The sequence below is a fragment of the Clostridium moniliforme genome, from assembly GCF_017873235.1.
In the GTDB taxonomy this organism is placed as follows: domain Bacteria; phylum Bacillota; class Clostridia; order Clostridiales; family Clostridiaceae; genus Clostridium; species Clostridium moniliforme.
In genome coordinates, this window is sequence record NZ_JAGGJZ010000001.1 from 335,011 (window position 1) to 351,874 (window position 16,864).

Here is a 16,864-nt window from a genome sequence, read left to right on the forward strand (position 1 = left end):
TTATAAAAAGACTTTTATGCTAATTCTAATGCAATTTTCATCATGTTAGTAAATGCTAATTGTCTTTCTTCTGAAGTTGTTAATTCTCCAGTGAATGGACAATCTGATATAGTTAATATACATAATGCATTAACACCTGCTCTAGCTGCATTCATATAAAGTCCTGCTGATTCCATTTCAACAGCTAGTACACCCATCTTTTGCCACTTCTTTAATGTATCTAATCCATCTTCATGATAGAATATATCGCTTGATAAAATATTTCCAACTCTTACATTTACATTTAAATCTCTTGCTGCACTAACAGCTTTTTCTACTAAATTGTAATTTGCAATTGGTGCAAAAGTTCCTGGTAAACCATATTGACTTGCAAAATTTGAATCTGTACAAGCTCCCATTCCTATTACAACATCATGAAGTTTTAAATCTTCTTGTATTGCTCCTGCTGAACCAATTCTTATAAGATTTTTAACTCCATAAAAATGTATTAACTCATATGAATAAATTCCTATTGATGGTATTCCCATACCACTTCCTTGAACTGATATTCTTTTTCCTTTATAAGTTCCTGTATATCCATACATACCTCTTACTGTATTATATTGAACAGGATTTTCTAAAAAAGTTTCTGCTATATATTTAGCTCTTAATGGATCTCCTGGTAAAAGTACAGTTTCTGCTATATCTCCTAGTTTTGCATTATTATGTGGTGTTGGTACTTTTTGTGTCATAAATAATTCCTCCTTTACTGTTCTGTCATAATTATATCATATATTTTTATTACAGAAAACCTTTTCTAAAATTTAAAACTATCCTTATTTGTATAAATATTTAAAATAAAAGTTCTCATAAGTTATGAGAACTTTTATTTTATAATTTAGTTTTCTTCAAGAACTAATTCTTCAATATCTTCTTCACATGCTTCTTTATTTTTCATACATGTATCTAATTCAACATCATCTAATTTTACAATCTTTGTTTTATTTTTTATTTTATAAGAAATCCATAAAATGAAGAATAATGGTATTCCTATATATGATGAAATTATCCCCATCCATTCTATTCCTTCAGGCTTAATATAAGAAAATCCTTGTCCAATAATAACTACTGCACAAAGTACTAATGCTATTATTGGTCCTATTGGAAACATTTTTGCCTTATATGGTAAATCCTTTATATCTCTTCCTTGATGTATATAAGCTTTTCTAAATCTATAGTGACAAAAAGCAATTCCAAGCCAAGCTATAAAACCTGCAAGACCTGATGCTGCAACAAGCCACACATAAACTGTATCTTCTGCATAAACTCCTGTTAAAAAACAAGCTGATGCAACAACTGTTGTTAAGATTATTGCATTAACAGGAACACCTCTTTTATTTAATTTTGCAAAAATCTTTGGTGCCATTTTATCTTTTGCCATTGCATATAACATCCTACTTGAAGCGTACATTCCTGAATTACCAGCTGATAACACTGATGTTAAAATTACTGCATTCATAAGTGATGCAGCACCTGCAACACCTGCCTTTTCAAATACCATTGTAAATGGACTTGTATTAACACCTGCTTGTGTTGAAGGTATTATTAATCCAATAACAATTATTGTTCCAATATAAAATAATAATATTCTCCAGAAAACTGTATGTACAGCCTTTGGTATTGTTTTTTCTGGATTTTCAGATTCTCCAGCTGCGATTCCAATAAGTTCTGTTCCTTGGAATGAAAAACCTGCAATTAAGAATATTGAAAATATTGATTTTATACCTCCTACAAATGGTCCCCCATTAGCATGTAAGTTTTTTAATCCAACAGCATTTCCTCCCATGATTCCTAAAATCATAAGAACTCCTACTACTATAAATACTAATACTGTAATAACTTTAATACTTGCAAACCAAAATTCTGATTCACCATAAGATTTTGCAGATAAAAGATTTAATCCAACTATAAGTACTAAAAATATACTACTCCAAATAATTCCTGGCACATTAGGAAACCAGTATTTCATTACTAAAGATCCTGCAACCATTTCTGTTGCAATAGTTATAGCCCAGTTATACCAATAATTCCATCCAAGAGCAAATCCTAATGCTGGATCAACAAACTTAGTTGCATAAACTCCAAAAGAACCTGATACTGGCATATATGTAGCCATTTCACCTAAACTTGTTATTAGAAAATAAACCATTATTCCAATTACGCCGTAAGCTACTATTGAACCTCCAATTCCTGCTTGATGAATACTGTCTCCCATTGCAAGAAATATACCAGTTCCTATAGATCCACCTAATGCAATCATATTTAAATGTCTTGCTTTAAGTCCTCTCTTTAATTCATTACTTCCACTTTCTGTATCACTCATTTTTTTCCTCCTTAGTTTAAACATATAAAAACAAAACCCTGAGGAAATTATCACTCAGGGTAACAAGTCATTTTATTATATGCGATACAATTAAACTAATTAGTCCTATGAATGATAGCTCTCCACAAATATTTGTGACAATCTTATATATATTATATATAAGACCAGCAATATAACCTTAAAGCATCAGTTATATACTTCGGCAAATTTACCTTTCCTATTAAATCATAGTGCTTACCTCATTAATAGTACTATTTAAATTTGCTCCTCTACCTCAATTATTTCATTCTTATTATGTCTGTTTTCTTTATTATTATCTTCTAAAATAAATAAATATTCAATAGTCTTGTTTATTTATTTTTATTTTATTTACATTTTATTCTTCTAATATTTTAATTAACTCTTTAGTTAAGAAAGGATCAAATTTTTTACCAGACTGTCTTTTTAGCTCTTCTATACATTCTTTTTTACTTCTTATTTTGCTATTATCTTCATTGTTATACATATAATCATAAGAATCTAATAAATAAACTATTCTAGCTTCAAGTGGTATATTTTCTTTTTTAATTCCTAATGGATATCCCTTTCCATCCCATCTTTCATGATGAGATAATATGCTATTTGCAATATGAGATATAGTTGGATCTGATAAAGCTATTCTATATCCCTTTTCTGTGTGTTCATTAATTAATTCTATTTCTTCTTTTGTTAAATGTTCTTGTTTAGAAAGCAATTTATCTGGGATTCCAATTTTTCCAACATCATGAAACATTATAACTAAAATTAGGTCTTCCATCTGTTTTTGTGATAAATTTAATTTTTCACCTAATTTTTTTGCTAATTTAATAATTCTTTTATTATGGTTTTTTGTTCCAACTTCTTTATCGTCTAAGTTCTTTTTTATTGAAGATAGTATAGCTTCCCTAATTTTTGAATTACTTAATAATTTTCTTTTGTATAATTTCTTTTCAGCTATTAATATTAAATCATCAATTGTTTTATTACTTTTACATGTAGTTGCAACCCCAAGTGAAATACTAAGTGGAACCGGTTTATAATTTGCTTCTCTGCATTTTCTATAAATTAAATTTGTCATTTTTATAGAATCTTTTTTATCTACATTTGGTAATAATATAATAATTTCATCTCCACCCCATCTTATAGCAAAACCTTTTTCCTTAATAACCTCTTTAACTATATTAGATATTCCTACTAAAAATCTATCACCCTCAAAATGACCTAATGAATCATTTATTATTTTAAGTCCATTCAAATCTCCCATAATTAAACTAAGACAATTACATCCTTCTTTCTTTAATTCATTGACCTTCTTATCAAAAAATGCTCTATTATAAAGACCTGTTAACTTATCTATATAACTTAAATGCTTAAGTTCATCCTCAAAATTTTTTCTTTGAGTTATCTCTCTAGAAACTCCAACTAATCCTATTATTTTATTATCTTTATCTCTTATTGGAGCTTTCATGTCTTCTAATACCTTTTTTGCTCCTATCTTATTTATATACTCAGTTTCTACTGTTTCAACTCTTCCAAATTTCATTAAATTTTTATCATTTTCCCGAATACTATCCTTTTTTACTTCTGTATATGGTAATACTTCTGGACCTTTTCCAATAATATTATTTCTATCTACATCTAAAATCTTTTCAAAGGCTTTATTGCATCCTAAAAATTTATCATTCTTATCTTTATAAAATATAGCTTCAGGTATAGAATCAATAATTAACTCTAACATGTTTTTTTCATTTAAAATTTTTTTATTTAATTCTAATATTTTGGTTTTATCAATAATTATTCCAATTGTGGCTATACCATTATTTTGTTTAATAGGAACAATATGAATCTCGAAAGGTTTATTTTTTATAGTATGATAAAATATTATTTCTTCAGTTAAATTTTTGTGTAAATCAATTTGTATTTTTTGTTTTTCCAAAATATCATTTAAAGAATTATTTATTACTTCTTCCTCATCAACATTAAAGATATTACAAAATTTTTTGTTAACTATTACCAAATTCCCATTATTGTCAGTTTCCCATATAGCAAAAGGTATATTTTCTAAAAGAATTTTCATAAAATCCACAAAGTTACCTCCATTTGTTTCCTTTTCTTTCGTTTATTTATTAATATACTATAATACTTTAATGTTTTTACTATAATACTGTATATTTAATTAATGATTTACTTTTTTAACATTTTTTACATAAAAAATTATAAAAATTAAAATAGCCTCCCTTATTTTAATAAGAGAGACCTTTTATAATTTATTTTGTGGCTATTAAAAACTTAGTTTTAATCCCCTTAGCTGTAAACATTTCTTCATGTTCTGTAGTGACATTTCCTTCAAATTTACTTTTATGCAAATCATATGTTATAAATTTTATAGTAAATCCACACTCTTTAAAGTACTCTAATGATTCTTCAAACAGCTCATCATCATCTGTCTTAAACCAAATTTCTCCATTATTAACTAAAAACTTTTTATAATTAGTCAATTGTCTTGGATGCGTAAGTCTTCTTTTTTTATGTCTTTCCTTAGGCCATGGATTGCAAAAATTAATATAAATCCTCTCTATTTTATCATCTTCTCCAAGAATTTCATCGATTAAAGCAATTTCTTGAGCCATAAGTTTAACATTATCTATTACTTCATTTTTTTCCTTAAAAGCCTTTTCTATATTTCTTTTTGCAAGAACTAAAACTTCATCTTTAATATCTATAGCAATATAATTAATATCTTTATTTTGTGATGCATGTACCGCCATAAATGTGCCTTTTCCACATCCTAATTCTAAATAAATAGGACTATTATTTACATATGATTCATTCCACTTTCCCTTTAATTCCTTTGGATTAACTATAAAAAAATCACATGCTTCTAGTTCAGGTCTAGCCCAAGGCTTCCTTCTCATTCTCATATTTTTGTTCACTCCATCTTCATAAGTTTCATTATTATTATACATACTTTAAATGTCATTAACAATAAAATTTAATATTACTTATTATTTATAAGATTTTTAAGATAATTTAAATGTTTATGTTCTTCCATGTGTTTTGCATTTGGAAAAGCATTTAGAATTCTTCTATTTCTTTTTGATTCTTTCTTAAGTAAATTTAATTTTTCTATTAAATTTCTTACCTTATCTTTATTTTCATTATTATTTTCTTTTTCAATTTCTAATCTTAATTTTTCTAATTCACTTTCTGTAAACTCTTCTAATTCTACACCTAATTTTCTTAGATCATTCTTAATATTTTTAATTTTTAATAAATGTTCTTTTAAATGAATTAAATGAGCAACTGTAAAAATAAGATCTACTATAAAAATGGTAGTTATTACTGCTGAGAGTGGATATATTGTTTTATCAGGTATTGATCTTACTATTCCTCTAAGCATTGGTTCTATTACTTCAACTATAACAAGTGATAATATTCCAAATAATACAGAATTCAAAAGACAAACTCTTCCATTTATATTAAACTTATGCTTTGAGTAATCCCACCACTTCATATGAAATAGCTTCTCAAGTATGTATGATGTTATGTATTCTAATACACTTGCCAAAATCATTCCTTCAAAAAACACTTTAATTGGATTGGAGCCCATTCCCCTTAATAATATAGTTACTAAAACTCCACCAAAACCATATATTGGGCAAACTGGACCATATAAAAATCCTCTATATGTAAATTTTTTATCTATTATGTAACAATAAATTGTTTCACTGAGCCACCCTAAGAAACTATATATAGTAAAATATACAATTAATTGTCTCAAAATAAAAACACCTCCATTTGTATATATTATATACCTATAGAGGTGATCATGTGTTTAATTAACTGTAAATTTATTTTTTTTATTATATTTTAATAAATTCTAAAAATTAACTATATAAATTTATTAATTTATATAGTTAATTTTTGTTCCAGTAATCTGATATACTATCTTTGAATTTTTTAAATTGCTCTCCATATAATTTAGACTTCATATCTGGAAATGCTTTCATAAGTCTATTTTGAATACTAGATTTTATTTGTATTCTCTTAAAATAATTATAAGTATCCTCTATTTTTTCCTTTATTCCTTTAATATCTCCCTTTTTTTTGATTGTATTAAAGACTTTATTAAATTCAATATCATTGAACTTTTCCATTGAAATACCTATACTTTTCAATTCTAAACTAGTTTGTGTAATTTTTTTGAGCATTTCATTCATATCAACTAAAGATGTTACCGTTTCAATAATATCTACAATAAAAATAATAATAATTATTATAACTAATATTAGAACATATTGTGATTTTATAAGACTAACTTTTGATATAATAAATGGATTTAATACTTCAATTAAAAATAATGATAAAACTCCAAATATTAATGAATTTAATACACATATACGACCTTTATAATTTAATTTATAATTTGAATAGTCCCACCATTTCAAATTAAAAGCCCTTTCTAAAATTACCGCTGTTAAATATTCTATAAAAGTAGTTATAATTACTGCCATTACAAATAATAATACTACATTATTTTTAAATGAATCTAATAACCCTATAACTAACATTGCTCCAAATCCATAAACTGGACATACAGGTCCATTTAAAAATCCCCTATTTACCCATACTTTATCTATAGCAGCACAATATATACATTCACTTATCCATCCTAATATACTATAGATAGTAAAATATAAAATCCAATATTCCATACCTATTTTTAAAGTCCTCCTTGTTTTTCTCGTATTATTATAAATTTTGTTAATTTTCTTTTAATCTTTCAATATGTAACTATAATTAATTTAATGATACACTTTTTAGTCTTTAATTTCAAATTTAACCATTTAACCCAATTAAAAAAGGAGTAGTTACATACTCCTTCTAATAATATTTTATACAAATTTACAATAATATATTCACTTAGAGTAAGCTAACCCCTTATATAATAAACAAAATTAAAATAACTATTTAATAATTAATCTTATTTATATTTCTTCTAACAGTGCTAATCCAAGTGCTCCAGGTCCTGTATGAATTCCCATAGCTGCACCAATTTCCTGTAATGATATTTCAATTATATTAGGGTGATTTTTAACTAACTCAAAAAACTCTCTTGCCTCATCATCACAATCTCCTGAAAGTATCCAAACTTTACATTTACATTTATTTAAATATTCATTTAATATATTTTTCATCTTTAACAAAGCTTTTTTTCTTCCTCTAGCCTTTGCATAATTATACAATACTCCTTCATCATTAGATGATACTATTGGTTTTAAATGTAACATATCTCCAATAGTTCCTGCAACTTTTCCTATTCTCCCACCTTTTTTTAAATATTCTAAAGTCTTAAATGTTATATAACCATGTGTTCTTTTTCTAATATCTTCTAACTTATCTAATATTTCTTCAAGAGGCTTGTCTTCTTTTATCATTTTAGCAGTTTCTAAAACAATTACTCCTTGTGGATATCCTAATGTTTTTGTATCAAAAAAATGAAAATTTAATTCATCATGATCTTCACATATTAATCTTAAACTATTATATGTTCCAGATAATTTACTTGAAACAGTAATTACTATTGCATCAGTAAATCCTTCTTTTTTAATTTTTTTTATTATTTCTTCAGTATATTTTAAATCTGGAAGAGATGTAGTAGGAATTTCTTCTTCTAGCTTAGCATACATTTCTTTTGGAGTTAATGTAATTTTATCTAGAAATTCTTTATCCTTATATATAATTCTAAGTGGTAACAGTTCTATATTATATTCTTTTATTATTTCTAATTTTAAATCACAACTACTATCAGTTATTAATGCAATTTTTTTCAAAAACATTCCTCCCCTTCTTTTGTTTAAAATATTATCATAAAATTTACAGTTTAGCAATAATTTTTTGGCGAATTACACCTAATTCGTCTTAAAATACGACAAAAAAATAGATTTAATTAGTAAATTAAATCTATTTTGTAAATTTTTTTAAGCAATTTTTAATTTCATTTTCATTTTTATCAATATTAAATTCATTTCCATCTATCTTAATATAACATTTTTTAATATTTATCTCATTTCCTGCAATAATGCTTATATTATTTTTATAAGTTCTAAAAACATTACCGACAGTCCCCCAAAAATTCCCGTTTATAGTAACAGAATCTGTTGAATATATAAATAAGTTAACATCATTTGGTAAATCCTCTGTTATATTTAAGTCTCCATTACATAAGAAAACATAATTATCTCTATTTAATCTTATTAATGCTGCAGAATATTTTTTTAATATTTCATCATTTATTTTATTTAAATTTGAATCATAAAATTCACCATCAGGTCCATCAAATAATACTACACTATTGTTGTACCTAAGATCATTATTAATAAAACTTTTAAATACTGATCTTGAAATACTTAAGTCCTTCTTTCCAAAATTTAAGTCTAAACCTAAACTTCTATCATTACCATCATTTTTATTTATGATATTTGTTGCAAAACTTAAAAGTGAAAAACTATTATCATCTTTTAAATATTTAGATAACTGCTCATCATCATTCCCATAAGAATAAATATTTTTAAAATTAAATGATGAATCGTTAATCTGAACTACTGACCATTCAACTTCAAAATCATCATCATTTAAAATAGTAAATCCACTATTTGCTTTTAAAAATAAATCTATTTTTTCATCTATTGTTGGTCCATTATTAAAATTTAATATTACTGTGCTATTTCTTCTACTTTCAGCCTCACCTTTTTTTGCAATAGCTGTTATAGTATAACTATTATTACCATTATTTTTTAAATCTATTTTATAATTAAAAGATTCTAAACTATTGTTTTTTGAAACATATTCTGATCCATTAAAATTATTGCTTGATAATTTACTTTTTATATAATCTTCTGGAACAGAACTAACTTCATTTTTATATATATACTTATAGTTTTTATCATCAATTAAATAATACTCCCCAACATTAAGTGCTGAAATAGCTGCCGTTTCTCTAATTTCCTTTTCTTTTTCATTGTTATTAACTTTACTAGTACTTACAACATAAGAATAAATTGCAGCTCCTAATATAGTTAATGCTGTTAATATTAATAAAACTACAATAAGAGCAGAACCTTTTTTCTTTTTCATTTACTTCACCTATTTTTCACTGTAAATTGTTATTTTCTTAAAAATGCTGATATATACTCTTTAGTTTTATCATCAGCGGTAAATTCTCCATTCATCATAATTGATGTTTGTATATATAAATTGTTTCCAGCAACTAAACTACTATTATTTAATATTTTCCCATTTCCTTCTAATTTTAAATTATTACTTGCATAAATTAATAAACTATTATAATTATCTAGTTCATCTTCTATAGTTAAACTACCATTTATTAAAACTACATATTTATTATCTCCAGTTTTTATTACTACACCAATAGGATACTTATTATCTTTTAATAATTTATACGAACCAGATTCTTTTAAACTTAAATCTTTAATTTCATCCTCTAGTCCTCTATTTAATTTATAATTTTTATTACTTTCTTTATTAAATATAAGATCTAGAATTTGTGGATTTAATTTTCCATCATTTTTATTTTCAACATTGTTTATTGAAACAGTTCCCCAAAATTCTTCATTGTTTCTTATTACATTGTATAATTGTCTTGCATCAGATATTGTATCTGAACTTTCTACTCCATTAAGAAAATATGAGCTATTACTAAGAAAAAGACTTCCCCTTACTCTTATTTTACTATTATTTAATACTGTTAATGTACTTAAGCTTTCATAAAAACTTTTTAATGAAGAAACCTGATTATCTGTATCTCCATTATTTTCAGCATTTTTATCTGTAACATTTATTATTCTATCTTTAACTTTATTTATTGAAAATTCATAAGGCATACTTATTTTATCTTTTAAATATACTATTTTAAAATAAAAACTGTTATTAAACTCACCTAATGAAAATTCTTCTATGTTTTTTGATATTTCATTTAAAGATAAAATATTATTTATTTTAATCTGGCTTTCACTATTATTTTCATAATCTTCATTTACATTTATAGCATATAGACTTTTTTCATTAGTACTTATATTTTTAAATGTAGCAATTAAAATATTGTTATTTGAATTATTATTTTTAATAAAAAGCCAAACTTTATCTTCAACTAAATTATTTGAAATATTATTTTTATTGATTGTAAAGCTTTTATTTAGTATAGAAACCTTATCTCCTTTTTCAATTGAATTTTTTAAAATATCATATGTATTTCTATAGCTGTTTTCTATATCAGTCTTTATTTTTACTTCTTCACTTCTTTTAGTGTAACTTACATATATTCTCCCAATAAATAATGTAAGAATTGACATGATAGCCATAACAGCAATTAACTCAATTAAAGTAAATCCTCTCTTTTTCATACAGTACACTCTTTTCTCCTAAATTGGCCTTATAATCATTTCTTCACTAAAGCTATAACTTTCATTTTTTTCTTCATTTATATTTAAATTAGCACCTACACCCTCTTTATTTCCATTTATATAGTAATAATATTGAGATTTTTTTAGAGAAACTATAGTAACAACTATTGAATATAAATTTTTGTTTATTTCTTTTGTGTTCAAATATACAATATACTTTACAGGTTCATCTTCGTTACTATTAGAAATATAACTATTATCATTAAGTTTTTTTACTCTTCCATTTTGAATTTCTCCTGTAAGCATTTTTTCTATAGAGTACAAATCAGTTATTTCAAACTTAACTTTTCTATCTTTTAAATATTTATCAAAAAATGAATTATTTTCTTTATATAATGTGTCCCTTATTCCCTGTGCCATAGTTATTCCTTTTAAATTTTCATTTGTTGACTCCTGACTTTTCATAAGCGACATAACAAGCCCACTAACTCCTATAAATAAAACAATAAATATTGCAATTGCTGCTACACACTCTACAAGGCTAAACCCTTTTTTATTTGAAGTAATCTTGTTTTCCAAATTTTCCTTTATTAAAATCATACTTCTCATTCTCCTTGTAATTTAGGTTGTAATAATTAAATGTTATTACCCCTTCAAGTACACTGCTATTATTGTTTCCATCAATTGCCTTCTTTAGTTCTACATTTGTAACTGTTATTTCTCTTTTCATATTTTCAATTTTTTTAATAAATTGAACTAAACTAATAAAATCACCACGAACAGTTACCGTTCCGCTATGAACTAATATACTATTTTTTTTATCTGTCTTATTGTTATTTTCATCTTGATTATTATTTTCATTATTTTTTTGTCCTAAAATAGTAGTTCCACTTTTAAATTTTGCTCCTATAATATTTAGGTTATTTTTTTTTGATATAGTTATTAAATCATTTATTATAGATGCTTGTCCCTCAGTTTTTGGAAATGCTTTCACTATTTCGTTATATTCAAAAGTTATATCTTGAAGTTTTTGCTCTAAATTATCTTTTTGTGCATTAAGAGTTATAGCATCTATTTTTTTACTTTTTAAAGTTGCTATTTCATTTTGTAAATTATCTTCTTCTTTGGTTAATGGTCTAACTATTCCTTCTTGTATAATTATAAAGGTAAAAATTAATATGCTAATGAATAAAAGTAATTTTTCTTTTTTCTTTAATCCTTTTAAATAGGATATAAACCTATTATTTTTTTTATTTCTCTTCATTATTTTTTACCCCTTCTACTGAAATAGTAAATCTAAATTTTTTATTTGAATCATTATCCTTTGTTAATGTTTTTAAATAATTTTCTACATTAATCAAGGCATTATTTTCTGTATTAGCATTAGTATCATTATTATTACCTTTATTTTTATCTTTTTCATTACTAGTAATTAAATCATTTCTAGATGGTTGCATATTGATACTATCATCTACTTTTTCAATTGATACAACACTTGCATTTTTATATAATTTACTCATTTGAAGATTTGCCAAAAATACCGCAATATCTTTATCGGTGTTAGCAATACCAATCATTTTTATACCTTTATCATCAAATTTTATAGAACTTAATGTTAAGTCCTTTGGTACATAATCTCCTAACTTTTCTAGCCACTTCCATGCTTGTACATTCTTATTTAAACTATTTACTTCATCTATAAAGTTCTTCTTTTCTTTAATATCATCAGATATTTTATTATAATTACCATTTTGAGTTGTATAATTTTGAATTTCTGATTTTAAAGTATTACTATCTTGTTTTAAGCTTCTATTATTTAAATATAGTACTAATGCATTTATTAAAAGTAAAATAGTTAAGATTATGTAAACTACTATTAATAACTTTCCTATATCTTTCTTTTTATTTTTTTCAATGCTACTTGGATTAAGATTTAAATATTTCTTCATATCAATTTCTCCTTAAAAACAAGCCATAAAGAGATAAAAATCTAATAAACTCTCTATTGTTATTTTTAACTTCTAAACCTAACTCTTGTATATTTGTTATTACATTACTTCTTATAGTAAAATAATTTTCTATGTAACTTCTTATAGCTTTATTAATATTTAATGTTGATAATATTACTATTTTACTAACTTTCTTTTCTCTATTTCCTGATTCATAAAATTTTATTGCTTTATCTACAATAGATAAAAGATTATTTATTAATTCTTTTATCTTAGGATGATCATTAGCTAATTTTTTTAAATCATATCCCTCTAAACTTATATCTCTTAATATTTTTTCTAATGATAAATTTTCTTCCTCATTACCTTCTAGTTCCTTTTGATATTCGTTAATTAAATTTTGAAAACCAAAAGGTATATTTCTTTCAAGCTTTAAAATTCCATTTACTGAAATTGCCACATTACTAAAGCTATATCCTAAGTAAAACATAGCAATTGTTTTATTTTCATATATTAAAGAACTATTTACTAAAATTTTATTTATAGTATTTGTTAAAACATCAATTACGTCTAACTTTTTATTTAGTGCCTTACTTAACTCAACATAAGAATCTATTTTTTTCTTTATACATGCTGCAACTAAAATATCTAATTGAGGATTATTTTTATCATTATCTTTATTCATTATCTCATAATCTAAATAATAATCTTCTCCATTTATAAGTTCTTTTATTTCAAATTCAATAGTTTCTCTTAGATTTTCTTTTCTCATATAAGGTACTTGAATATACCTTGTTATAACATCACTTCCAAATATAACAAAAGAAACTTCTTCTTCTTCTATGTTGTTTTCCAAAAAATATTTTAGAAGAATTTCTGATAAAGTTCTCGTATCTTTAATAAATCCTTCTTCACATAATCCCCTTGGAATAGGAATTGAATCACAAATTTTAACTTCCTTTATATTCCCAACTAATATATCAATGAAGTCATCTTTAAACTCTAAAACAATACTATTTTTTTCTTTTAATCTAAACATTCATTTCCTCCTTATAAAAATAAGGATAAATATACATTAAGTATATTGCTTCCCCATAATATTGCAATCATTGCTCCTAATGAAATAAAAGGGACAAATGGTATTTGAACTTTTCTTTTTCCCATACATAAAAGTATTATAGAAAAAATTCCGCCAAGTACTATTGAGAAAAATATTGTAAGTCCTATTAACTTAGGAGTTAAATATAATGCTATAAAAAGATATACTTCTAAATCTCCTCCTCCAAAGCCATCAAATCTTTTTGCTATTAAATAAATTATTCCAACAATAATGAGAGGTATTAATATGCTAATTATTCCTTCTTTTATAGGCTTTCCATTAAATACATCTATTACTATGAATATAATTCCAAATATAAATCCAACCAAAGAAATACTAAAATAAACTTCTTTGGTTTTTATATCTATAAATGTTGATATTATAAGTATTGAAAATAAAATTATATATTTAAATGTGTTAATTGAAATCCCAAAATTCATATATGTAATTAAAAAAGTAAATGCTGTTATCAGCTCTACTAAAGGATAAATACAACTTATCTTTTCTTTGCAACTTCTACATCTTCCTCTTAATACAACCCAACTTATTACTGGTATTAATTCATATGCTTTAAGTTCTCTACCACAGTTTGCGCAATGTGATGGAGGAAATGCTATATTTTCTTCTCTTGGTATTCTATAAATGCATACATTAAAAAAGCTTCCAAATACTAATCCAAATATAAAAAATATTAATCCTATCATTTATTGCTCCTTTAAAAGTTCTTTTAATAAATCTTTTTAATCTTATAAATTTAATTATTATCAATTACCAATTTTTTAAACTTCCATCATCTTCTAAAATTAATTTAGAAGGATCTGCATTAATTATATTTTTTAACATTCCTAATGTATAAGCCGGCCCAAACATTTTATCATCCTTAATTTCATTTGCATTCAAACGGTTATTCTTAATTAAAATTTCTAATACTCCACCTTTACCATCTTGACATAAACTTGAAAAAAGAACCATATTATCAAATTTAACTGTTTCATTTGACACTGGTTTACCATCTTCATTTCTCTTAACATATACATTATTACTATCAGGAACTAAGAGTCCATCATTGTAAGCAGCTTCTGCTGCATTATATATTACTTTTGCTTCTGATTGTATAGCTACTTTTTTTGAATTATCCACATATTGTATCACTCTTGGAACTGCAATTGCAGCTAATATTGCAAGTATTGCTATTACTGCTATAAGTTCTATTAACGTAAATCCTTTTTTCTTCACTATATACGCTCCCCCTTACGATATAATTCATTAAAAGGCTGCCATAAGACAGCCTTTTAAATCCATATTGATAACATATTTTAGTGGCTAACTTGATCAGTAGCTTGTGGTAATGTAGTTAATTGTCCTTGACTATTAACTGCTAATTTAGCTTCATTTGTATTCATTATATCTGCTAAATTTTTAAGTGTTAGAGTATCCTTAAGATTACCAAACTTATCTAAATTAGTTGAAGTACTTAATAAATTAGCACCTTCTAAAGTTGTAACAACATCACTAACTTTTAAAGCATCAAATGCCGTTTTATCTGCAGCTACTATTTTACCATCATTATAAGCAGCTTCTGCAGCATTATATATTGTTGTTGCTTCTGTTTGAACTGCAACTCTCTTTGATTTATCTACATATGATATTACTCTTGGAACTGCAATTGCAGCTAATATTGCAAGTATTGCTATTACTGCTATAAGCTCTATTAATGTAAATCCTTTCTTTTTCTTCTTCATAAGTTTATTCATAATTTATTCCTCCTTAAATATTTATATATAAGCTTTTCGCCTATTTAACAGCATCATACATTGAGAATATTGGTAAAACTAAAGATATTACAACAAATCCTACTAAAAACGCTAATAATATAATCATTATAGGTTCAACTAGATTTGATAGTTTTTCCAATGCAAAATTCGCCTCAGAATCATAAAATTCTGATGCTTTTTTTAAAATTTCTTCTACTGTTCCTGATTCTTCTCCAACCCTTATTGATTGTATAAGCATTTTAGGAAAAGTATTTTCCATACCTAAGCCTTCTGCAATACTTGAACCATTACTTATAAATTCTTTACTTTGCAAAAGTCTACTTTTTATAAATTCATTTCCTATAACATCAGCACATATTTCAATACACCTTGTAACATTTACTCCTCCACCAAATAGAATAGAAAAGGTTCTTGCAAATCTAGAAGTAAATATTTGCATTGAAATTGTTCTAATAAATTTAGAATTTACTATAAACCTATCTTTAAAATAAATATATTTTTTATTTTTATTTAAAATAAATATTTTTAGTATACTAATTACAATTAAAAATGCTATTATGTACATCCATTTATTTTTTATGAAACTACTTATCCAAATTACAATTTTAGTTGGAACTGGTAAAACTTCATTTGCTGACAATAAATTTTGTACAAATATTGGTACAACAAAGGCAACCAATATACTTACAACAATTAATGAAAAACATAATAAAAATTTAGGATAAATTAAAGCATTTTTTATTTTTTTTTCTTGCTTATATTGATTATTATAATAATCAGCTAAATTTCCCATTACTTCATCTAATCTTCCAGTTTCTTCCCCTACTTGAAGCATATATATAAATAGATTTGGAAGATCATCATATTGTTTAAATGCATCAGAAAGCATTCTTCCTCTTTTTATATCATCAAAAACATTATACAAAATATTTTTAAGCTTTTTATTTTCAATTTGTTCTTTTACAATTTCTAAGCTCTGAACAATACTAATACCAGATGTCAGTGAAAAGTACATTTCTCTACAAAATATTGATATGTCTTTTTTAGGTATTTTCCTAAACATTCCTAAATCTATATTAATAGACATTCCAGAATCCTCATAATCTACTAAAAAGAATCCCCTTTCTCTTAATAGCTTTCTAAGTTCCTCACTATTTTCTATATCTATTTTTCCCTTAATTACTTTTCCATCAAGATTTTTTGCTTTATATTTATATAAAGGCATATTTTTCTATATC

Annotated in this window: 17 protein-coding genes and 1 riboswitch; all 17 genes read right to left on the reverse strand. The window is 24.8% G+C overall.

Annotated elements, in window-relative coordinates; translation table 11 throughout:
- Positions 1 to 14 precede the first annotated feature (14 nt).
- Positions 15 to 731: a purine-nucleoside phosphorylase gene (gene deoD / locus J2Z53_RS01600; RefSeq protein WP_209795476.1), complete on the reverse strand. Its 717-nt coding sequence runs from the start codon at positions 729 to 731 to the stop codon at positions 15 to 17.
- Between the two features lie 146 nt (positions 732 to 877).
- The gene (locus tag J2Z53_RS01605) at positions 878 to 2,362 is read right to left on the reverse strand and encodes an amino acid permease (RefSeq protein WP_209795477.1); all 1,485 of its coding nucleotides are present in this window, start codon (positions 2,360 to 2,362) and stop codon (positions 878 to 880) included.
- A 107-nt stretch (positions 2,363 to 2,469) separates the two neighbouring features.
- Positions 2,470 to 2,642, reverse strand: a riboswitch (Lysine riboswitch).
- Between the two features lie 96 nt (positions 2,643 to 2,738).
- Positions 2,739 to 4,457: a sensor domain-containing diguanylate cyclase/phosphohydrolase gene (locus J2Z53_RS01610; RefSeq protein WP_234925760.1), complete on the reverse strand. Its 1,719-nt coding sequence runs from the start codon at positions 4,455 to 4,457 to the stop codon at positions 2,739 to 2,741.
- A 190-nt stretch (positions 4,458 to 4,647) separates the two neighbouring features.
- Entirely contained in the window at positions 4,648 to 5,301 is a 654-nt protein-coding gene (trmB, locus tag J2Z53_RS01615) for a tRNA (guanosine(46)-N7)-methyltransferase TrmB (RefSeq protein WP_209795816.1), read from the reverse strand.
- 77 nt (positions 5,302 to 5,378) lie between these two features.
- Positions 5,379 to 6,161 (reverse strand): putative ABC transporter permease, encoded by a 783-nt coding sequence (locus J2Z53_RS01620; protein WP_209795479.1) that lies wholly within the window; start codon positions 6,159 to 6,161, stop codon positions 5,379 to 5,381.
- A 136-nt stretch (positions 6,162 to 6,297) separates the two neighbouring features.
- Positions 6,298 to 7,095: a putative ABC transporter permease gene (locus J2Z53_RS01625; protein WP_209795480.1), complete on the reverse strand. Its 798-nt coding sequence runs from the start codon at positions 7,093 to 7,095 to the stop codon at positions 6,298 to 6,300.
- A gap of 273 nt (positions 7,096 to 7,368) precedes the next feature.
- Positions 7,369 to 8,214 carry a DegV family protein gene (locus J2Z53_RS01630; protein WP_209795481.1) on the reverse strand — a complete coding sequence of 282 codons (846 nt, stop codon included), beginning with the start codon at positions 8,212 to 8,214 and terminating at the stop codon, positions 7,369 to 7,371.
- 130 nt (positions 8,215 to 8,344) lie between these two features.
- Positions 8,345 to 9,517, reverse strand: coding sequence for a hypothetical protein (locus J2Z53_RS01635; RefSeq protein ID WP_209795482.1), 1,173 nt, complete (start codon positions 9,515 to 9,517; stop codon positions 8,345 to 8,347).
- Positions 9,518 to 9,546: 29 nt separating this feature from the next.
- Positions 9,547 to 10,803 (reverse strand): type II secretion system protein, encoded by a 1,257-nt coding sequence (locus J2Z53_RS01640; RefSeq protein ID WP_209795483.1) that lies wholly within the window; start codon positions 10,801 to 10,803, stop codon positions 9,547 to 9,549.
- An 18-nt stretch (positions 10,804 to 10,821) separates the two neighbouring features.
- Complete coding sequence (locus J2Z53_RS01645) at positions 10,822 to 11,403, reverse strand: type IV pilus modification PilV family protein (RefSeq protein WP_209795484.1); 582 nt, start codon at positions 11,401 to 11,403, stop codon at positions 10,822 to 10,824.
- A complete protein-coding gene (locus tag J2Z53_RS01650; RefSeq protein ID WP_209795485.1) occupies positions 11,357 to 12,067 on the reverse strand; it encodes a hypothetical protein in 711 nt (236 codons plus the stop codon). The genes J2Z53_RS01645 and J2Z53_RS01650 overlap by 47 nt, the downstream gene beginning before the upstream one ends.
- Positions 12,054 to 12,752 carry a PilN domain-containing protein gene (locus J2Z53_RS01655; RefSeq protein ID WP_209795486.1) on the reverse strand — a complete coding sequence of 233 codons (699 nt, stop codon included), beginning with the start codon at positions 12,750 to 12,752 and terminating at the stop codon, positions 12,054 to 12,056. Before J2Z53_RS01655 ends, J2Z53_RS01650 begins: the two co-directional genes overlap by 14 nt.
- Before the next feature lies 1 nt (position 12,753).
- Positions 12,754 to 13,791 carry a pilus assembly protein PilM gene (gene pilM, locus J2Z53_RS01660; protein WP_209795487.1) on the reverse strand — a complete coding sequence of 346 codons (1,038 nt, stop codon included), beginning with the start codon at positions 13,789 to 13,791 and terminating at the stop codon, positions 12,754 to 12,756.
- A gap of 11 nt (positions 13,792 to 13,802) precedes the next feature.
- A complete protein-coding gene (locus tag J2Z53_RS01665) occupies positions 13,803 to 14,555 on the reverse strand; it encodes a prepilin peptidase (RefSeq protein WP_209795488.1) in 753 nt (250 codons plus the stop codon).
- Between the two features lie 64 nt (positions 14,556 to 14,619).
- On the reverse strand, positions 14,620 to 15,087 hold the full coding sequence (locus J2Z53_RS12815; protein ID WP_327786691.1) for a prepilin-type N-terminal cleavage/methylation domain-containing protein: 468 nt from the start codon (positions 15,085 to 15,087) through the stop codon (positions 14,620 to 14,622).
- Positions 15,088 to 15,167: 80 nt separating this feature from the next.
- Positions 15,168 to 15,605 carry a prepilin-type N-terminal cleavage/methylation domain-containing protein gene (locus tag J2Z53_RS12945; RefSeq protein WP_327786692.1) on the reverse strand — a complete coding sequence of 146 codons (438 nt, stop codon included), beginning with the start codon at positions 15,603 to 15,605 and terminating at the stop codon, positions 15,168 to 15,170.
- 40 nt (positions 15,606 to 15,645) lie between these two features.
- Positions 15,646 to 16,851 (reverse strand): type II secretion system F family protein, encoded by a 1,206-nt coding sequence (locus J2Z53_RS01680; RefSeq protein WP_209795489.1) that lies wholly within the window; start codon positions 16,849 to 16,851, stop codon positions 15,646 to 15,648.
- Positions 16,852 to 16,864: the final 13 nt, after the last annotated feature.